Below are 17,797 nucleotides of genomic sequence, written 5' to 3' on the forward strand. Positions count from 1 at the left end.
GGTCAGCGGGTGGGCGCCACCACGACGTCGACCGTCCCGACCGACGGCAGTGCGCGTCGCAGCGCCGTGTCGGCGGCGGCCGTGACCTGGTCGGCGGCGGCGACCGGCGTCTGCGGCGGCACGAGGACCCGCGCCTGGACGGCCAGGCGGTGCCCCGACCAGCGCAGGCGGACGTCGTCCACGCCCTCCAGCCCGTCCACGCCGTCGAGCGCGTGGCGTGCCCTGTCCGTGAGGTCCGGGTCGACGCCGTCGAGGAGCCGGCGCCCGACGTCGCGCGCGGTGCCCCACAGGAGCACGAGGATCGCGACGGTGATGAGCAGCCCGACGAGCGGGTCCGCGAGGGGGAGGCCCGCGAGGACGCCGAGCGCGCCGAGCACGACCGCGAGGGACGTGAACCCGTCGGTGCGCGCGTGCACGCCGTCCGCGACGAGCGCGGCCGAGCCGATGCGGCGCCCGACGCGGATGCGGTACACGGCGACCGCCTCGTTGCCCGCGAAACCGACGACCCCCGCGGCGATCACCCAGCCCAGGTTGTCCACAGGCTGGGGATCCGCGAGGCGTCGCACCGACTCGACGCCCGCGACGACCGCCGAGAGGGCGATCATCGCGACGATGAACAGCCCCGCGAGGTCCTCGGCCCGGCCGTACCCGTGCGTGTACCGGCGCGTCGCGGCGCGGCGCCCGAGCACGAACGCGATCCACAGCGGCACGGCCGTGAGCGCGTCGGAGAGGTTGTGGACGGTGTCCGCGAGCAGCGCGACCGAGCCGCTGACCGCGACGATGCCGAGCTGCGCCAGCGCCGTCGCGCCGAGCACCACGAGCGACACCTTGACCGCCCGGATGCCCTGCCCGCTCGCGACGAGCTCGTCGTCGATCGAGTCGGCCGCGTCGTGCGAGTGCGGCACGAACACCTCGTGCAGCCAGCCGCGCAGCCCACCCGGGTGAGGATGGTCGTGGTCGTGGTCGTGGTCGTGCTCGTGCTCGACGGCGGCCGGGCGGGTCGTGCTCAACGCCGCACCTTGGCGTCCCCGGCGGTGGGGGAGGACCCGTCGAGCGCGCCGTGCGCGTCGTCGGCGTGGTGCGCGGGATGGTCGTCCACGGCGTGCTGCGCCTGGAAGACGGCCTGGGTCACGAGCGTGCGCGCGTGCTCGTCGACGAGCGAGTAGAAGACGCGGTTGCCCTCCTGGCGGGCGCGGACGATGCGGCCCCAGCGGAGCTTGGCAAGGTGCTGCGAGACCGCCGTCGGGGACTTACCGACGATCTCCGCGAGCGCGTTGACCGGCAGCTCGGTGTCGCGCAGGGCGAGGACGATCCGGACCCGCGTCGCGTCCGCGAGCAGCGAGAACACCTCGGCCGCGAGCTCGACGTACTGGCTCTCCACCCCGAAGGTGCACGCCTTCGTATCTTCACGCATACGCAGATACTAACGGAGCCTGCGCCACCACGGTGCCGAACCCGGGGTTGCTCCCCACAGCCGCCCCGCCCTGAGGAGCAACCCCGGGTTCGACGGGCCGGGTGCTGGGTGGGTGCCGGGTGGGTCGGGGGCTGGGGCCGCGACGAGGTGGTCGCGCTTGGTACAGGGTTTCCTGAATACAGGATTACGTGTACTGTCGGCGCATGGTCGAGACGGTCACGCTCACCCACACCGCGGCGCTCGCGCGGCTGGGGCACGCCCTGTCGGACGAGACGCGCACGCGCGTCCTCCTCGCGCTGCGGGAGGCCCCGGCCTACCCGTCCGACCTCGCCGATGCGCTCGGCGTCTCGCGCCAGGTCATGTCCAACCAGCTCGCGTGCCTGCGCGGGTGCGGGCTCGTCGAGGCGATCCCCGACGGCCGTCGCACCTGGTACCGCCTCGCCGACCCCCACCTGGCCCCCGCCCTCGACGACCTGCTGCGGCTCGTCGTCCAGGTCGACCCCACGTGCTGCGGCCCCGACGGGTGCACGTGCGCATGACGTCCGTCTCGATCGGCCCCACACCTGCCGCCCCGTCCGCCGCGCGTCGTGCGGTCCTCGAGCGGAGGGTCCGGTGGGTCGTCGCGGCGACGATCACCTGGAACGTCGTGGAGGCGATGGTCGCGATCACCGCGGGCCGCGTCGCGTCGTCGGCCGCGCTCGTCGGGTTCGGGCTCGACTCGCTCGTCGAGGTGCTGTCCGCCGCCGCGGTCGCGTGGCAGTTCGCCGCGCCCGACCCGCACCGGCGCGAGCGGACCGCGTTGCGCGTCATCGCCGTCTCGTTCTTCGGCCTCGCCGTCTTCGTGTCCGTCGACGCCGTCCGGTCGCTGCTCGGCGCGGCCGAGCCCGCGCACTCCGCCGTGGGCATCTGGCTCGCCGCGGTGAGCCTCGCCGTCATGCCGTTCCTGTCCTGGTTCGAGCGCCGCACGGGCCGCGAGCTCGGGTCGGCGTCCGCCGTCGCGGACTCGAGGCAGACACTCCTGTGCACGTACCTGTCCGCGGTGCTGCTCGTTGGGCTCGTGCTCAACGCGACGCTCGGGTGGTCCTGGGCCGACCCGCTCGCCGCGCTCGTCATCGCGGCCGTCGCGGTCAAGGAGGGTGTCGAGGCGTGGCGTGGGGACGCGTGCTGCGCCCCCGTCTCCGCGCTCGTCGGTGAGGCCGAGGCTGACACCTGCGCCGACGGGTGCTGCGCGCCTCGGGGAGACGGGCCTGCCGCCGCGCCCTGAGCGTACGTCGCCGTGCCGCGGGCCCTACGATCACGACGTGAACGCCTCGGGAGGTCCGGCGCGCCGCCGTGTGCCGCTGTGGCTCGTCGCGGCGGTGGTGGTCGTCGTGCTGCCCGCGACGGGGCTGCTCCCCGCGACGGACGCGCGCGAGCTGCTCGTCCGGACAGGACCCGTGCTCGTGTTCCTCCTCGCGATCACGGTCGTCGCCGAGCTGTGCGCGGGCGCGGGCCTGTTCGACGCCGTCGCGGCCCGGGCGGCGCGGCTCGCCGGGGGGCGGCGGCTCGTCCTGTGGGGGCTCGTCGTCGTCCTCGCGACGGCGAGCACGGTCGTGCTGTCGCTCGACACGACGGCGGTGCTCGTCACGCCCGTCGTGCTCGCCCTCGCCCGACGTACGGGCACGCGGCCCCTGCCGCTCGCGCTCACCGTGCTCGCGCTCGCCAACACCGCGTCGCTGCTCCTGCCGGTCTCGAACCTCACGAACCTGCTCGCGTCGCACCGGTTCGGCGCCGGGTACGTCGGGGTGATGTGGGCGCCCGCGCTCGCGGTCCTGGCCGTGACCGTCGTCGTGCTGCTGGTGCTGCACGGTCGCGACCTGCGCGGGCGCTTCACGCTCGCGGGCGGCGGCCCGACGCCCCCCGACCGGCTGCTCCTGCGGCTCACCGCCGCGGTCGTCGTGCTCCTCGCGGTCGCGTTCGCGCTCGAGCTGCCCGTCGCGCCGACGGCGCTCGCTGGAGCGGCGGTGCTCGCGCTCGCGACGTGGTGGCGACGGGTGAAGCCCCTCGTGCCCGTGCGGGAGATGCTGCCGTGGCGGTCCGCACTCGTCGTCGCGGCGCTGTTCGTGCTCGTGGAGACCTGGCACGCGCACGGGCTCGGCGACCTCCTCGCCACCGTCGCGGGCACGGGCACGGGACCGGGCGACCTCGCGCAGCTCGCCGCGACCGGCGTCGTCGCCGCCAACCTGGTGAACAACCTGCCCGCGTTCCTCGCGCTGCTGCCCGCGGCGGGGGAGAGCGTCGACCGGCTCGCGACGCTCCTCGTCGCCGTGAACGCCGGGCCGCTCATCACGCCGTGGGCGTCGCTCGCGACCGTGCTGTGGTGGCAGCAGTACCGCCGCCACGCGTTCGAGCACGGTCCCCCGCCCGCGTGGCACGTGGTCCGGCAGGGCCTCGTGCTCGCACCTCTGGCCGTCGCGGCAGGGGTCGCGGTCGTCGCGCTCGGCTAGGCAGAGGGTGGGCCCGGCGCCCTGGTGCGTGGGCGGTGGTTCGCCGTCGTGCTCGCGGCGCGCGACTCACGTCACAGGCGCTCGAACGGGGCGGCATAGGTGAACCGGCCCGCGTACTCGTCGCGCCACGCGCTCAGGGTGCGCGCCTGGAAGTAGTCCCCCCACGCCGGCTCGGGAGCCTCGATCCCCAGGGCGCTCGCGGGCACGAACCCGAACCGGGAGTAGAGGGCCGGCTCCCCGAGCAGCACCACGACGGGCTCTCCGAGAGCGTCGGCCGCACCGAGGATGGTGTGCACGAGGGCGGAACCGACCCCGCGCTGCTGGTGGTCGCGACGGACGCTGAGCGGACCGAGCCCCAGCGCCGGCCGGTCCGCGAGCCGCCCGCGGGTGGCGACGACGTGCCCGACCACCTGCGGGTCGGGGCGCCCGGTCTCGGCGACCAGCGACAGCTCCGGGACCCACCCGCTGTCCTCCCGCAGCCACCCGACCAGGGTGGCCTCGCCGGGCGCGCCGTCGGGCTCGACCGGTGGGGCGGAGTGCCCGACCGCAGAGAAGGCGTCCGCTGTGACCGCCCGGATCGCCTGGACGTCGGACGGGCGCTCGCGTCTGATCAGCATGCCGACACACTCGACGGGTGCGCGCCGGGAGGCAACGGGTTTTTCGCCGCCGGATCGCCGACCGTCGTCCTTCTGAGGCATCAGGTCTCCGGGGCGATCTGCCCGTCGTGCCCGGGCCCCTGTCGGCGGGCTCGGCTCGGGGAATCTGCCGGAACCGTCGTCGCTGCGTCCCCACGGCGGGAGGGAACGCGCTGCCCGACTCAACCTTTCCGTGACGACGGACGTGTCACAGTCATGACCGTGAACGCACTCGCCGTCTCCGAGGACGACGACGCGCCCGACGTCGGGCCACCAGACCAGATCACCCTCGTCCGGGTGGCGGCCGACCCCGAGCAGGAGTTCGCCGCCTTCATGGCGGACGCAGCACCCCGGCTCGCCCGCACCGCCTGGCTGCTGTGCGGTGACGCCCACGTCGCCGACGAGCTGGTCCAGCAGGCGCTGACCAAGACCTACCTGCACTGGAGGACGGCCCGCGAGCGGGACCCGTTCGCCTACGCGCGGCAGGCTCTCGCGACGTCGCGCATCGACCAGTGGAGGCGGCGGCGGCGCGAGGTGCTCGTCGCGACCGACGACGTCCCCGAGCACGCGGAACGGTCGGTGCCCGTGGAGACGCACGCCGAGCGGGACCGTCTCGTCCGAGCTCTCGCGACGCTCACGCTCCGGCAGCGCCGCGTCGTCGTGCTGCGCCACCTCGTCGGGATGTCGGCGCGGGAGGTCGCGGACGACCTCGGCGTGTCGGTCGGCACCGTGAAGTCGACGGCGTCCCGCGGGCTCGCGCAGCTCCGGTCGGTGCTGTCCGCGGCGGACGCCGTCGACGTCCGGCACCCGTCCGCCGGTGTCAGCGGTGCTCGCCACCCGTCGTCGTCGCGCGTCGAACCCACCGAGGGGAGCCTTTCGTGAACGCCACGCTGCCTCGCCCCGACGAGGACTTCGCCCGCACCCTGCGCGACCGGCTGGACGCCGCCGCACCCACGGTCGTCGTCGACACGTCGCGCGTCGTCCCGGCTGCGCGGCGCGCACGCCGTCGGCGGCGGGTGACCGCTCTCGTCGCGTGCGCTGCCGTGCTCACGGCGGGTGTCGGGTGGGTCGCCCAGCCGTGGGCCGATCGGGAACCCCAGGTCCTGCCCGCCACGGACCTGCCGTCCACCCCGCCCGATGCCTCGCCCTCCCCGGTCGATGCACCTCCCACGCTCGGACCAGGCTGGCCCGACGCGCCGTACTGGCACCTTCGTCGCGAGATCCACGAGGTCGAGAGCAACGGGGACGAGCGCGTCAACGTCCTCGACGAGTGGTTCGGCAACGACCGGCCGGGACTGGCGATGAACGACGGCGACCTCGAGTCCGCCATCGGTGTCGGCCTGCATCCCTGGGGGCGGGAGATGCTCCTGGACGGTGAGCGCGTCGATCTCGGCTGGGGCACGTTCTACGCGCTCCCGACCGACCCCGCCGAGCTCGAGGCCGTCCTGCGCGACAACGTCGCCGTCCTGTACCAGCAGCCGAACCCGCGCGAGGACGCGGTGCTCCAGCTCGCCGTCTCCTTCCTCGGGGGCACCCCGGCTCCTCCTGCCCTGCGGGACGCGCTGTGGACCGTGATGACGAACCAGCCCACGGCCACGGCGCTCGGTGAGGTCCGCGACAGGCAGGGACGCGTCGGCGTGGGGTTGGAGTCGGTGGTCACCACCGGGGGCGAGGGGGACGAGCCCGTCCAGACCCAGTTCGCTCGGTACGTGTACGACCCCGTCGAGCGCCGACTCCTGGAGGTCTCGGGAGCGGTCACCTCCGGGCAGCCTGAGGACTCCGGCGAGGTCGTGCTCACCTCGTGGGACACCTACCTCGAGGAGGGGCCCGTCGACGTGCTGCCCAAGGAACCGCGCCTCGAGGACAGCCCCTGCCGCTCCTGGGAGGACTGCTGATCCTCGCCACCCACGCACGACGACGGCGCCGTCACCGGGCCGGTGCGGCGCCGTCGTGCCGAGGTGGCGCCGGACGGACCGGCGGGTCAGTACACCGAGGCTGCCGGTCGAGCCTCGCGGGACGCGAGGGCCGCCGAGATCGCGGCCGGGGACGCGGGGAGGAGCGGGAGCCGCACGCGCGGGCTGGCGATGCGGCCCTCGGCGGCGAGGACGGCCTTGATCACCGCGGGGTTGGGTTCGGCGAACAGGGCACGCGTGAGCGGGACCAGCGCGTCGTGCGTCGTGCGGGCCCGTCCTGCCGGGCCGTGTCGCCAGGCGCTGACGAGCTCCGCGTAGGCGCGCGGCGCCACGTTGGCGCTCGCGGTGACCGCCCCCCGAGCCCCGAGGGAGATCAGCGGTCCGATGAACAGGTCGTCGCCGGCCAGCACCGACACGTCGGGTCGCAGGGCGCTCAGGAACGCGACCGTGGTGTCGTCGATCGAGCCCACCGTGTGCTTGAACCCGGCCACGCCGGGCAGGTCGGCGAGCCGGAGGAGCGTGTCCGCCGTCAGGCTGAGGCCCGTCCGGTACGGGACGTGGTAGACGACCAGCGGGACGGGGCTCGCCGCAGCGAGGCGCCGGAAGTGCTCGACGACGCCCTCCTGGGAGGGGCGCGTGTAGGCGGGGACCGTGACGAGCGCGGCGGACGCCCGGGGGTCGAGGTCCGCGATCAGGTCGACGGACGCGGCGGTGCTGCTCGTCCCCGTGCCGACGACGAGCTGCCGGTCGCGTCCCGCGCAGACCCCGGCGCAGACGTCGACCACCTGGCGGGCCTCGGCGCGGGTCAGGGCCGCCGGCTCCCCGGTCGTGCCCAGGGCGACGACGCCCGCCGCGCCCTCGTCGAGGACCGTGGCGGCGAGCGTCGCGAGCGCGTCGAGGTCGAGGCGGTCGTCGTCGGTGAACGGGGTGACCAAGGGGACGTAGAGGCCGGTGAGCTCCATGGCGGCCACTCTGGGCCGGGCGCTACCGTCGGGTCCAGTTCATGTTCGTGTCGTATGCCGTAAGTTCTCCTTATGCTCGACGTCCGCAGGCTCCGGCTGCTCCGTGAGCTCTCGCAGCGGGGGACCATCGCCGCCGTGGCCGAGGCGCTCGCCTACACTCCCTCGGCCGTGTCGCAGCAGCTCTCCGCGCTCGAGCGCGACGCCGGGGTGCCCCTCCTGGAGCGGTCGGGCCGCCGGGTGCGGCTCACCGCGGCCGCGGTGACGCTCGTCGAGCACACGGAGAGGATCCTCGAGGTCCTGCGCGAGGCCGAGGCCGACCTCGCCTCGGCCGCCACGACCCTCCGCGGGACGCTGCGCATCGGCGTCTTCCCGACGGCCGTGCCGACCCTGCTCACGCCCGCCGTCGTGCGCCTGAGCTCCGACCACCCGGGGCTGCGGCTCCTGGTCTCCGAGCTCGACCCCGCGACGGTCCCCGCCGCGCTGCGCGGGGACGCGGTCGACGTCGCGCTGGTCCAGGAGTACGACCACGTCCCGCTCACGGTCGGCCCGGGCGTCGAGACGGAGCCGCTGCTGGAGGAGACGGTCCACCTGGCCGCCCTGGACGCGGGGTCGCTCGCCGACCGTCGGGACGCACCCTGGATCGCCGGCACGCCCGGGACCCTGTGCCACACGCTGACCGTCAGGGCCTGCGAGGCGGCGGGCTATGCCCCCGCCGTCCGGCACCACGCGGACGACTTCGGCGCGGTCCTCGCGCTGGTGGCCGCCGGGCAGGGTGTCGCGCTCGTCCCGGACCTCGCGGCCGGGAACCCTCCCACGGGCGTGGTCCTCACGCCGCTCGCCATCCGACGTCGGACCTCGCTGGCCTACCGCCGCGGGTCCCGGTCGCACCCGGAGGTCGCCGCCGCACGCGAGGCGCTGCACGCGGCCGTGGCGGCGGCCGGTCTCACCCGCACCACCGGGTAGCAGCACAGGGTCGGCGTCCACCGGTGCTCGTGGCGAGAGCGCCCGACCGCATCGGCACCCGGGGTCGTCCTGGAGCACGCACCCGCTGCCGGCACCGGCACGCGTCCCCGGTCTTCGCTGGCCGTGCAGCGCCTCGTCGCGCGTCGGCGCCTCCGACTCGGCATCCGCGCTGCGCCCACCCTTGACGCCCCGGATGTCCGTCTCGTAACGTCCGTACTGCACGACGCAAGAAGTTGACAGAAGTCCAGCACAAAGCAGTGCACACGCTGCAACTCTCGAATGCCGCCACGGGTCCGACCGGTGACCATCCCTGACGGGTCGTTCGTGGCACACCGGCTGACCGGTCTCGACCTCTGGGTCGATCCCGGTCCGACCCTGAACCAGCCCTGACCCGACCCACCCGTGACGGTGGCGCGGCACCAGCACGGTCGCGCCCGCCGTCGGGCACCGCTGCCCGCGGGTGGACGAGCCCGCCCTGGCGGGAGAACGAGGACGTTCATGAGAACCCCCTGGAAGCACACGGTCGTGGCAGGCGCCGCGGTGGCGCTCGTCGCGCCGCTCGGCGTCGTCGCCGTGGCGCACGCCGCGGACGCCACCAACCTGGCGCTCGGCAAGCCGATCGCCGCGTCGTCGGTGACGCAGACGTACGTCGCGGGCAACGCGAACGACGGGAACGCGAGCTCCTACTGGGAGGGCGCGGGCGGCCAGTACCCGTCGCACCTCACCGTCGACCTCGGGGCGGAGGCCGACGTCGACCGCGTCGTCGTCACGCTGCCCCCGCCCTCCGTGTGGTCGTCGCGCACCCAGACGTTCAGCGTGCTCGGGCGCTCCGACGGCGAGACGTCGTTCCGGACGCTCAAGGCGTCGGCGGCGTACGGGTTCGACCCGGCGACCGGCAACAAGGTCGAGATCCCCCTCGACGTCGAGGTCGACGAGGTGCGCCTCGCGTTCACCGGCAACTCCGGCGCGGGCAACGGCCAGGTCTCCGAGCTGCAGGTGTGGGGCACGCCCACGGGCGGCACCGACCCGACGGACCCCACGGACCCGACCGGCCCGACGGACCCGACCGGCACCAACTACGCGAAGAGCCGCCCAGCGACGGCGTCGTCGACGGAGTGGCAGTTCGTCGCGGCGAACGCGGTCGACGGCAGCGCGACCACGTACTGGGAGGGCGCGGGCGGGCAGTACCCGTCGACGCTCGACGTCGCGCTCGCCGCGCCCACGCAGCTCAGCAGCGTGCGCGTCCGGCTCAACCCCGACGGCGCGTGGGGCCCGCGCACGCAGACGTTCTCCGTGTGGGGTCGCACCGGCACGGGCACCTGGCAGGAGCTCAAGGCGTCCGCCGGCTACGCGTTCGCACCGGGCAGCGGCAACCTCGTCGACGTCCCCGTGACCGGGACGGCGACCGACGTGCGCCTGCGCTTCACGGGAAACACGGGCGCGGGCAACGGCCAGGTCGCGGAGCTCGAGGTCTACGGCGCCCCCGCGCCGAACCCCAACCTCACCGTCACCGCGGTGACCGCGTCCCCGGCGTCGCCCACGGCGACGACCCCCGTGACGCTCACGGCGACGGTGAAGAACACGGGCGACCGCGCGTCGTCGGCCACCACGCTCGACGGGAAGCTCGGCGGGTCGACCGCGGGCTCGGCCCCCGTCGCCGCGCTCCAGCCCGGCGCGAGCGCGCAGGTCCAGGTCGCCGCGGGCACCCGGCCCGCGGGCGAGTACACGGTCGGTGCGGTCGTCGACCCGGCGAACACCGTCGTCGAGCAGGACGAGACGGACAACGCGTTCACGGCGACGGCCAAGCTCGTCGTCGGCGAGGCGCCCGGGCCGGACCTCGAGGTGGTCTCCGTGTCGTCGAACCCGGCCAACCCGGCCGTCGGCTCGGCCGTGACGTTCTCGGTCCAGATCCGCAACCGCGGCAACCAGCCCGTCGCGGCCGGCTCGGTGACGCGCGTCGTCGCCGGGTCCACCACGCTCAACGGCACGACGCCGGCCGTCCCCGCGGGCGCGACCGTCACTGTCACGCCGAGCGGCTCGTGGACCGCGACGAACGGCGGGGTCACCGTGACCGCGACGGCCGACGCCACGGGCGTCGTCGCCGAGACGAACGAGGACAACAACACCGGCACGCTTGCCGTGACCGTCGGGCGCGGCGCCGCCGTCCCGTACACGACGTACGAGGCCGAGGACGGCCAGTACACGGGCACGCTGCTCCAGACCGACGCGCTCCGCACGTTCGGGCACACGAACTTCGCGACCGAGTCGTCAGGCCGCGAGTCCGTGCGCCTGACCAGCACGGGCCAGTACGTCCAGTTCACGTCGACGAACGCGACGAACTCGATCGTCGTGCGGAACTCGATCCCCGACGCCCCCGGGGGCGGGGGCCAGGAGAAGACCATCAGCCTCTACGCGGACGGCCAGTTCGTGCAGAAGCTCACGCTCTCCTCCAAGCACGCCTGGCTCTACGGCACGACCGACCAGCCCGAGGGTCTGGTCAACACCCCGGGCGGCGACGCGCGCCGGCTCTTCGACGAGTCGCACGCGCTGCTCGGGCGGTCGTTCCCGGCCGGCACGGTGTTCCGGCTCCAGCGTGACGCGGGCGACGACGCCGCGTTCTACGTCATCGACCTCGTCGAGCTGGAGCAGGTCGCGCCCCCGCTGAGCAAGCCCGCGCAGTGCACGTCGATCACCGAGTACGGCGCAGTGCCGAACGACGGGCTCGAGGACACCGCCGCCATCCAGGCCGCCGTCACCGCGAACCAGAACGGCGACATCGACTGCGTCTGGATCCCGGCGGGGCAGTGGCGCCAGGAGAAGAAGATCCTCACCGACGACCCGCTCAACCGCGGCATGCACAACCAGGTCGGCATCAGCGACGTGACGATCCGTGGTGCGGGCATGTGGCACTCGCAGCTCTACAGCCTCATCCCGCCGCACCTCGCCCCGGGGGTCATCAACCACCCGCACGAGGGCAACTTCGGGTTCGACATCGACGACAACGTCCAGATCTCCGACCTCGCGATCTTCGGGTCCGGCACGATCCGCGGCAACAACGCCCAGGAGGAGGGCGGCGTCGGCCTCAACGGCCGGTTCGGCAAGGACACGAAGATCAGCAACGTGTGGATCGAGCACGCGAACGTCGGCGTGTGGGTCGGGCGCGACTACTCGAACATCCCCGAGCTGTGGGGCCCGGCGGACGGGCTGCAGTTCTCCGGCATGCGGATCCGCAACACCTACGCGGACGGCATCAACTTCAGCAACGGCACGCGCAACTCGCTCGTCGTGAACTCGACCTTCCGCAACACCGGTGACGACGCGCTCGCCGTGTGGGCCAACCCGTACGTCAAGGACCGCACCGTCGACGTCGGGCACTCCAACACGTTCCGCAACAACACGGTCCAGCTCCCGTGGCGCGCCAACGGCATCGCGATCTACGGCGGCTATGACAACTCGATCGAGAACAACCTCGTCTACGACACGATGAACTACCCCGGCATCATGCTGGCGACCGACCACGACCCCCTGCCGTTCTCGGGGACGACGCTCATCGCCAACAACGGGCTCTACCGCACCGGCGGGGCGTTCTGGAACGAGGACCAGGAGTTCGGCGCGATCACGATCTTCCCGCAGACGCACGACATCGTCGGCGTCACCATCCGCGACACGGACATCGTCGACTCCACCTACGACGGCATCCAGTTCAAGAACGGTGGCGGGAACATGCCGGACGTGAAGATCACGAACGTCCGGATCGACCAGTCCAACAACGGCTCCGGCATCCTCGCGATGGGCGGCGCCCGCGGCAACGCGATCCTGTCGAACGTGACCGTCACGAACTCGCGTGACGGCGACGTCGCCAAGGAGCCCGGCTCGCAGTTCACGTTCACGGGCCAGTAAGGCCTCGCCGAACACGAGGTTGGTGTCGTTATCGGCCGGATAACGACACCAACCTCGTTCTCGGCGCGGGGGAAGGTCGTGGTCGCGGGGCCTGGCGCTCAGCGCAGCGGCAGCTGGTCGGCGACCGGCTCCGGGGGCACCGTGTCCTCCACGTAGCGGGGTCGGCAGGCGAACCAGCCGCCGACCACGCCGGGGACGGCGGTCGCGGCGAGCACGAGGAGCGGGACCGACCACGACCCGGTCGCCTCGCGCAGCAGGCCGAGGCCGATCGGGCCGAAGCAGGCCAGCGCGTACCCGAGACCCTGGACGAAGCCCGACACGGCCGACGCGGTCTGCGGCGTCCGGGTCCGCCGGTTGATGAGGGTCATGCACAGCGGGAAGGTGCTCACCCCGATCCCGAGCGCGCACATCCAGAGCACGGTGCCGTCGAGCGGGGACAGGAGCAGGCCGAGGTACCCGGTCACGAGCACGACGGCGCACGCGACGACCACGACGAACGGGTGCGCCAGCCGCGTCGCGAGGTGCGGCACGACCAGCGCGGCGGCCATGCCCCAGGCGGAGTAGAGGGCGACCATGGTGCCGCCGAGCGCGGCGCTGCCGCCCGCGTCGGTGAGGACGGCCGGGACCCAGGTGATGATCCCGTAGTTCGACCACGAGATCGCCGCGAACAGGACGACGAGGCCCCACACGGTCGACGACCGGCCGATCCGCGGCCTCGCGGACGCGGTGGCCGCCGCGGGCGCGTGGTGGTCGGCGGGCAGGCGGGTCGCCAGGACGAGCCAGACGACGGCGGCCAGCGCCGCGGGTCCCGCCCAGATCCCGACGGAGAACCGCCAGCTGGTCGCCTCGGCGACCGGGACGGCCAGGAGCGGGGCGACGAACTGCCCCGTCTGCATGAGGATCAGGTAGAGCGACGTCCACAGGGCGATCCGGTCCGGGAACCACGCCTTCACCAGGGGGACGATCACGACGTTCGCCGCGCCGATCCCGGCGAGGGCCAGCACGGTCGACACCACCAGCCAGGTGGTCGACGGGGAGACGGCGCGCAGGACGAGCGACAGGGCCGTCAGCCCCAGCGCGACCGTGGCCGTGCGCTCGAGGCCGAACCTGCGCGTGACCACGGGGGCGAGGAACCCGAAGAGGCCGAACGACACCGCGGGCACGGTGCCGAGCAGCCCGGCCACGGCCACGCCGTAGCCGAGGTCGGCGCCGATGATCTCCAGGAGCGGGGTGAACCCCGTGACGGCCGTCCGGAGGTTGATCGCCGTGAGCGCGACGGCGAGCCCGGCCCACAGGGTGAGGCGGACTCGCCCTGCGGGGACGCGGGTGGGGGAGAGTGTGGCCATGAAGAACTCCGCTGTGAGGTCGGCCGACGATAGGATCATGGGATGAATCCTGAGCAGTCTGACACGCGCGAGCCGCTGCGTCGAGTAGGGCTCATCGACCAGGCGGCGGCACGGTTCCGCGACGAGGTGGTCTCCGGGCGCTGGCCCGTCGGCGAGCGCATCCCGACCGAGGTCGCCCTGGTGGCGGAGTTCGGCATCGGGCGGAACACGGTCCGCGAGGCGCTCCAGTCGCTGGTGCACGCGGGCCTGCTGCGCCGCGAGCAGGGGCGCGGCACGTTCGTCATCTCCCGCTCCGAGCTGACCGGCACCCTCGAGCGCCAGCTCGCCGGGGGGAGCCGCCGTCACTACCTGGAGCTGCGCCTCGCCCTCGACAGCACCGCGGCGTCGCTCGCCGCCGCGAGCCGCACGGACGCCGACGTCGTGCTGCTGCGCGAGCTGCGCGACCGGCGGGAGGAGACGTGGTCGACCGACGACCCCGACGCGCGCGCGAGCGCGGACCTCGACCTGCACCGCGCGATCGTCGAGGCGACGCACAACCCCCTGTACGTGACGCTGTACTCGAGCATGCTCGACGTGTTCGCCGTCCACATGCGCGACGAGGAGAACGAGGACGAGGACGCCGCACACCGGCACCACCACGAGCTGGTCGAGGCGATCGCCGACGCGGACGCCGACCGCGCCGCCGCGGCGGTGGCCGCCATCATGGACCCGTTCCTGCGCTGAGCCGCGGCGCGGCAGCGGGGCCCGCGGTCAGTCCAGGCAGAACTCGTTCCCCTCGACGTCCTGCATGACGATGCACGACTCGTCCTCCTCGTCCGCGACCATCACGCGCAAGCACGTCGCGCCGAGGGCGACGAGCCGGTCCCGCTCGGCCTCGAGCGTCGCGAGCCGCTCGGCGCCCACGAGGCCGGTACCGACGCGCACGTCGAGGTGCACCCGGTTCTTGACGACCTTGCCCTCCGGGACGCGCTGGAAGAACAGGCGCGGGCCGACCCCCGTGGGGTCGCTGCACGCGAACCACGCGTCCCGCCGCTCGGGCGCGAGCGCGGCGTTCGCGTCGTCCCACGTCGCGAAGCCGTCCGGGGGCGACGGCGGGACGTAGCCCAGCACCTCGCACCAGAACCGGGCGACGCGCTCCGGCTGCGCGCAGTCGAACGTGAACTGGACCTGCCTGACCGTCGTCGTCATCCCGCCACCCTAGGCGTGCGGGCCCTCCCGGTCGGAGGGCATTTCCGTCACCGTCGCGTCCGTCACTGCCACGTCCGTCACCGGCGCGTCCGTCACCAGCGTGGTCGGCGCCGCAGGGAACGTGCGCCGCGCGACGAGGACCACGACGAGCGCGACGGCGACGATCCCCGCCCCGACGAACGGGACGACGTCGAGCCCGGACCGCGCGAGGACGAGCGCGCCGAGCGCGGCGCCCCCGCCGATGCCGACGTTCGACGACGCGTTGACGAGCGCTCCCGTGAGGTCCGGCGAGGCCCCGTGCGCGCGGATCGCCGCCGCCTGGAACACCGGAGCGACGGCGCCGAACCCCGCGCTCCACACCCCGATCGCGACGAGCACCCCAGCGGTCGCGGGGAACGCCAGCCCCACCGCGAGCATGCCCGCCACGACCGCGACGAGCGTGACGACCGTCGTCCGGCGCGGCCGGTGGTCGAGGCGCGCGGCGGCGAACGCCGTGCCGACGAGCCCGAGCGCCCCGAGCACGAGGAGCGCCGGGCCGAGCGCCGACTCCTGCAGGCCCGCACCCAGGAGCAGGAGCGACACGAAGGTGTAGACCGTGTACTGGCCCAGGTAGGTGAGCGCGTTGGTGGTCGTGGCCGCCGCGAGCGCCGAGCGTCGGCTCGAGCTCGTCGCGTCCGACGGCGGGGCGCCGCCCCCGGGCACGGGGGGCAGCAGGAACGCGATGAGCACCGTGGCCAGCGCGCACGCGCCCGCGAGCACGCCGAACGCGGGGCGCCAGCCGATCGCGGTGCCGAGCGTCGTCGTGAGCGGCACGCCGAGCACGAACCCGACCGCCGCGCCCGCGGTGACGAGCGAGAGCGCGCGCCCCGTGAGGTGCGGCAGCACGAGCCGTGACGCGTACCCGATGCTCACCGAGAAGAACACCGCGTGCGACGCGCCGCCCAGGGCCCGCGCCGCCGCGACGACGCCGAACGTCGGCGCGACGGCGACGAGCACGTTGCTCAGGGTGTAGAGCACGAGCGTCGTGAGCAGCAGTCCCTTGCGCGGGAGCCGGGCCGTCCCGAGCGTCAGCGGCACCGCGAGCGCCGCGACCATGACCGCGTACGCGGTGACGAGCAGTCCCGCGACGGACTCCGTGACGCCCAGGTCAGCGCTGAGGAGCGGCAGGAGACCGACAGGCACGAGCTCGGTCGTGATGGCGACGAACGTCGCGAGGCCCAGGGCGACGATGCCGCCCGTGGCCTCGCGCACCGTGCCCGGCCGGAAGGGCGCGGTCATGCGTCCGTCTCGACCTGCAGGGTCGTGTGGGAGTTCTCCAGGCCCTCGACCATGACGATCGTGCACGCCGTGACCCGGCCCTTCCACCGCGCCGCGACCTCGAGGTCCGCGCGCGGCTCGAGGGGGTAGCGGTTGGCCGTGAAGCTGTTGCCCCCGTTGCCGTGCGGGGACGCGTGGACGTGGTTCATGTACCGGATGCCGGTGTCGAGGTCGACCACGACCGGGTGCGCGAACGCCTCCGACTGGCTGAAGCCCTTGCGCTTGCGCTCGGGCCGGGTGTCGGCGAACTCGGTGACCTCCACGGCGTGCCCGACGGGCAGGGGTGCGGGGTAGTTGAGGGCGACGGTGCGCAGCATGCGTCCACCCTAGGAGCCCGACCTGCCGGACGTCCCCGGGGAGGCCGCCGCGCGATCTGGCATCCTGACGCGGTGCGCGTCGAACCGGTGACCGAGGACGTTCTCGTGGACCGGGTCGTGAACCTTGCCCTCGGGTTCCGGAGCGGAGACCAGGCGGCGGTGCCCGACGGCGCGGTCCGACTCCTCGTCGACGGTCACCCGTCGACGCGCCCCGAGGTGCTCGCGGACCTGCTGGTCGCGCCCCTGCGGGCTGCCGGCCGACCGGTCGCGAGGGTGCGCGTCCAGGACTTCTGGCGACCCGCGTCGCTGCGGCTCGAGCACGGGCGCGAGGACCCGGACACGCTGCTCGACGCGTGGATCGACGTGGCGGGCCTCAACCGCGAGGTGCTCGACGCCGTCGGCCCGGGCGGGACCGGGCGCTACGTGCCGAGCCTGCGCGACCCGGGTACGAGCCGGTCGACGCGCGCGGCGTACGTGGACGCGGAGCCGGGGCTCGTCGTCGTGCTCGACGGCGCGCTGTCCCTCGGGCGCGGGCTCGCCGTCGACCTCTCGGTCCACCTGGCGCTGCGGGCGCCGACGCTCGCGCGCCGTACCGCGGCGGAGGACGCCTGGACGCTCGACGCGTACGCGCGCTACGAGCGGGAGGTGCGCCCCGCGGAGGTGGCCGACGTCGTCGCGCGGGTCGACGACGCGCGGCACCCCGCGCTCGTCGTGCGCTGACGCGCGCCGGGGAGCGCCGCGCGCCGAGGGCCGCCCGCGAACGGCGCGCTCAGCGCGGCAGGTGCGTCTCGACGAGGTCGACGATCGCCGGGTCGTCGGGGAGGGTGCGGGGTCGGAAGCGGTGGACCTCGCCCCCGGGCAGCACGACGAACTTCTCGAAGTTCCACGTGACCCGCCCGGCCTTGCCCTCGGCGTCCTCGGCCTTCTTGAGCTCCTGGTAGAGCGGGTGGGCGTGGCGTCCGTTGACGCGCACGCGGTCGACCACGGGGAACGTCACGCCGTACGTCAGCGAGCAGAACTCCTGGATCGCCTCGTTGGTACCGAGCTCCTGGAGGAACTGGTTGCTCGGGAACCCGATGACGGTGAACCCGCGGTCGCGGTACTTCTCCTGCATCGCCTCGAGCGTCGCGTACTGCGGCGCCAGGCCGCACCGCGACGCGACGTTGACGACGAGCACGACGTCGTCCGCGTGCTCGCGCAGGGTGTGCGTCGTCCCGTCCATGGCGTCGAACGGGATGTCGTAGAGGTCGTCGTTCTTCATGCGGTCTCCTCCGGTGCTCGACCCTGCGAATATGCCATACTTCTTCAGTCGGACGAGCGAGGATGACAACTATGGCATATCCGCTGTTCCATGAG

Annotated in this window: 18 protein-coding genes; 9 read left to right on the forward strand and 9 right to left on the reverse strand. The window is 73.8% G+C overall.

Annotation, left to right across the window (positions count from 1 at the left end):
* Positions 1 to 2: 2 nt before the first annotated feature.
* Both NF338_RS00965 and NF338_RS00970 read right to left on the reverse strand, forming a co-directional pair.
* Positions 3 to 1,010: a cation diffusion facilitator family transporter gene (locus NF338_RS00965; RefSeq protein ID WP_264029058.1), complete on the reverse strand. Its 1,008-nt coding sequence runs from the start codon at positions 1,008 to 1,010 to the stop codon at positions 3 to 5.
* A complete protein-coding gene (locus tag NF338_RS00970; protein WP_264029059.1) occupies positions 1,007 to 1,414 on the reverse strand; it encodes an ArsR/SmtB family transcription factor in 408 nt (135 codons plus the stop codon). The genes NF338_RS00965 and NF338_RS00970 overlap by 4 nt, the downstream gene beginning before the upstream one ends.
* Before the next feature lie 203 nt (positions 1,415 to 1,617).
* Here NF338_RS00970 and NF338_RS00975 point away from each other — a divergent pair, with 203 nt between their 5' ends.
* Genes NF338_RS00975 through NF338_RS00985 form a run of 3 tightly spaced genes read left to right on the forward strand, consistent with a single transcriptional unit; the run spans position 1,618 to position 3,900 of the window.
* Complete coding sequence (locus NF338_RS00975) at positions 1,618 to 1,953, forward strand: ArsR/SmtB family transcription factor (RefSeq protein WP_264029060.1); 336 nt, start codon at positions 1,618 to 1,620, stop codon at positions 1,951 to 1,953.
* Complete coding sequence (locus NF338_RS00980) at positions 1,950 to 2,678, forward strand: cation transporter (RefSeq protein WP_264029061.1); 729 nt, start codon at positions 1,950 to 1,952, stop codon at positions 2,676 to 2,678. The genes NF338_RS00975 and NF338_RS00980 overlap by 4 nt, the downstream gene beginning before the upstream one ends.
* Positions 2,679 to 2,715: 37 nt before the next feature.
* The gene (locus NF338_RS00985; RefSeq protein WP_264029062.1) at positions 2,716 to 3,900 is read left to right on the forward strand and encodes an SLC13 family permease; all 1,185 of its coding nucleotides are present in this window, start codon (positions 2,716 to 2,718) and stop codon (positions 3,898 to 3,900) included.
* Positions 3,901 to 3,971: 71 nt separating this feature from the next.
* On the opposite strand, the gene NF338_RS00990 is transcribed toward NF338_RS00985, so the two are convergent.
* Positions 3,972 to 4,517 carry a GNAT family N-acetyltransferase gene (locus NF338_RS00990; RefSeq protein WP_264029063.1) on the reverse strand — a complete coding sequence of 182 codons (546 nt, stop codon included), beginning with the start codon at positions 4,515 to 4,517 and terminating at the stop codon, positions 3,972 to 3,974.
* Positions 4,518 to 4,757: 240 nt separating this feature from the next.
* On the opposite strand from NF338_RS00990, the gene NF338_RS00995 reads away from it, so the two are divergent.
* Both NF338_RS00995 and NF338_RS01000 read left to right on the forward strand, forming a co-directional pair.
* Positions 4,758 to 5,417 (forward strand): SigE family RNA polymerase sigma factor, encoded by a 660-nt coding sequence (locus NF338_RS00995; RefSeq protein WP_318782934.1) that lies wholly within the window; start codon positions 4,758 to 4,760, stop codon positions 5,415 to 5,417.
* Complete coding sequence (locus tag NF338_RS01000) at positions 5,414 to 6,430, forward strand: hypothetical protein (protein WP_264029064.1); 1,017 nt, start codon at positions 5,414 to 5,416, stop codon at positions 6,428 to 6,430. The genes NF338_RS00995 and NF338_RS01000 overlap by 4 nt, the downstream gene beginning before the upstream one ends.
* An 86-nt stretch (positions 6,431 to 6,516) precedes the next feature.
* Here NF338_RS01000 and dapA read toward each other — a convergent pair whose 3' ends face one another.
* Complete coding sequence (dapA, locus tag NF338_RS01005; RefSeq protein WP_264029065.1) at positions 6,517 to 7,410, reverse strand: 4-hydroxy-tetrahydrodipicolinate synthase; 894 nt, start codon at positions 7,408 to 7,410, stop codon at positions 6,517 to 6,519.
* Between the two features lie 72 nt (positions 7,411 to 7,482).
* Between dapA and NF338_RS01010 the strand changes: the two genes are divergently transcribed.
* Positions 7,483 to 8,373: a LysR family transcriptional regulator gene (locus tag NF338_RS01010; protein WP_264029066.1), complete on the forward strand. Its 891-nt coding sequence runs from the start codon at positions 7,483 to 7,485 to the stop codon at positions 8,371 to 8,373.
* 498 nt (positions 8,374 to 8,871) lie between these two features.
* Positions 8,872 to 12,273 carry a CARDB domain-containing protein gene (locus tag NF338_RS01015; protein ID WP_264029067.1) on the forward strand — a complete coding sequence of 1,134 codons (3,402 nt, stop codon included), beginning with the start codon at positions 8,872 to 8,874 and terminating at the stop codon, positions 12,271 to 12,273.
* Between the two features lie 98 nt (positions 12,274 to 12,371).
* On the opposite strand, the gene NF338_RS01020 is transcribed toward NF338_RS01015, so the two are convergent.
* A complete protein-coding gene (locus tag NF338_RS01020; protein ID WP_264029068.1) occupies positions 12,372 to 13,658 on the reverse strand; it encodes a CynX/NimT family MFS transporter in 1,287 nt (428 codons plus the stop codon).
* Between the two features lie 3 nt (positions 13,659 to 13,661).
* Between NF338_RS01020 and NF338_RS01025 the strand changes: the two genes are divergently transcribed.
* Positions 13,662 to 14,342, forward strand: coding sequence for a FadR/GntR family transcriptional regulator (locus tag NF338_RS01025; protein ID WP_264029069.1), 681 nt, complete (start codon positions 13,662 to 13,664; stop codon positions 14,340 to 14,342).
* Positions 14,343 to 14,369: 27 nt separating this feature from the next.
* On the opposite strand, the gene NF338_RS01030 is transcribed toward NF338_RS01025, so the two are convergent.
* Genes NF338_RS01030 through NF338_RS01040 form a run of 3 tightly spaced genes read right to left on the reverse strand, consistent with a single transcriptional unit; the run spans position 14,370 to position 16,441 of the window.
* Complete coding sequence (locus tag NF338_RS01030; protein ID WP_264029070.1) at positions 14,370 to 14,807, reverse strand: VOC family protein; 438 nt, start codon at positions 14,805 to 14,807, stop codon at positions 14,370 to 14,372.
* 9 nt (positions 14,808 to 14,816) lie between these two features.
* Positions 14,817 to 16,085 (reverse strand): MFS transporter, encoded by a 1,269-nt coding sequence (locus tag NF338_RS01035; protein ID WP_264029071.1) that lies wholly within the window; start codon positions 16,083 to 16,085, stop codon positions 14,817 to 14,819.
* Entirely contained in the window at positions 16,082 to 16,441 is a 360-nt protein-coding gene (locus NF338_RS01040; protein WP_264029072.1) for a hypothetical protein, read from the reverse strand. The genes NF338_RS01035 and NF338_RS01040 overlap by 4 nt, the downstream gene beginning before the upstream one ends.
* 72 nt (positions 16,442 to 16,513) lie before the next feature.
* On the opposite strand from NF338_RS01040, the gene NF338_RS01045 reads away from it, so the two are divergent.
* Positions 16,514 to 17,161: a uridine kinase gene (locus tag NF338_RS01045; RefSeq protein ID WP_264029073.1), complete on the forward strand. Its 648-nt coding sequence runs from the start codon at positions 16,514 to 16,516 to the stop codon at positions 17,159 to 17,161.
* A 49-nt stretch (positions 17,162 to 17,210) separates the two neighbouring features.
* On the opposite strand, the gene NF338_RS01050 is transcribed toward NF338_RS01045, so the two are convergent.
* Entirely contained in the window at positions 17,211 to 17,702 is a 492-nt protein-coding gene (locus NF338_RS01050; RefSeq protein WP_264029074.1) for a glutathione peroxidase, read from the reverse strand.
* Positions 17,703 to 17,797 lie beyond the last annotated feature (95 nt).

The sequence above is a fragment of the Cellulosimicrobium sp. SH8 genome (assembly GCF_025818875.1).
Classification (GTDB): domain Bacteria; phylum Actinomycetota; class Actinomycetes; order Actinomycetales; family Cellulomonadaceae; genus Cellulosimicrobium; species Cellulosimicrobium cellulans_D.

What these genes read in the sequence shown, in the direction of transcription:
- NF338_RS01010 (WP_264029066.1), top strand. Translation starts at nt 7,483, where the DNA reads ATGCTCGACGTCCGCAGGCTCCGGCTGCTCCGTGAGCTCTCGCAGCGG.
- NF338_RS01025 (WP_264029069.1), top strand. Translation starts at nt 13,662, where the DNA reads ATGAATCCTGAGCAGTCTGACACGCGCGAGCCGCTGCGTCGAGTAGGG.
- NF338_RS01040 (WP_264029072.1), bottom strand. Translation starts at nt 16,441, where the DNA reads ATGCTGCGCACCGTCGCCCTCAACTACCCCGCACCCCTGCCCGTCGGG.
- NF338_RS01035 (WP_264029071.1), bottom strand. Translation starts at nt 16,085, where the DNA reads ATGACCGCGCCCTTCCGGCCGGGCACGGTGCGCGAGGCCACGGGCGGC.
- NF338_RS00970 (WP_264029059.1), bottom strand. Translation starts at nt 1,414, where the DNA reads ATGCGTGAAGATACGAAGGCGTGCACCTTCGGGGTGGAGAGCCAGTAC.
- NF338_RS00980 (WP_264029061.1), top strand. Translation starts at nt 1,950, where the DNA reads ATGACGTCCGTCTCGATCGGCCCCACACCTGCCGCCCCGTCCGCCGCG.
- dapA (WP_264029065.1), bottom strand. Translation starts at nt 7,410, where the DNA reads ATGGAGCTCACCGGCCTCTACGTCCCCTTGGTCACCCCGTTCACCGAC.
- NF338_RS00975 (WP_264029060.1), top strand. Translation starts at nt 1,618, where the DNA reads ATGGTCGAGACGGTCACGCTCACCCACACCGCGGCGCTCGCGCGGCTG.
- NF338_RS00990 (WP_264029063.1), bottom strand. Translation starts at nt 4,517, where the DNA reads ATGCTGATCAGACGCGAGCGCCCGTCCGACGTCCAGGCGATCCGGGCG.
- NF338_RS01050 (WP_264029074.1), bottom strand. Translation starts at nt 17,702, where the DNA reads ATGAAGAACGACGACCTCTACGACATCCCGTTCGACGCCATGGACGGG.
- NF338_RS01030 (WP_264029070.1), bottom strand. Translation starts at nt 14,807, where the DNA reads ATGACGACGACGGTCAGGCAGGTCCAGTTCACGTTCGACTGCGCGCAG.
- NF338_RS01015 (WP_264029067.1), top strand. Translation starts at nt 8,872, where the DNA reads ATGAGAACCCCCTGGAAGCACACGGTCGTGGCAGGCGCCGCGGTGGCG.
- NF338_RS01020 (WP_264029068.1), bottom strand. Translation starts at nt 13,658, where the DNA reads ATGATCCTATCGTCGGCCGACCTCACAGCGGAGTTCTTCATGGCCACA.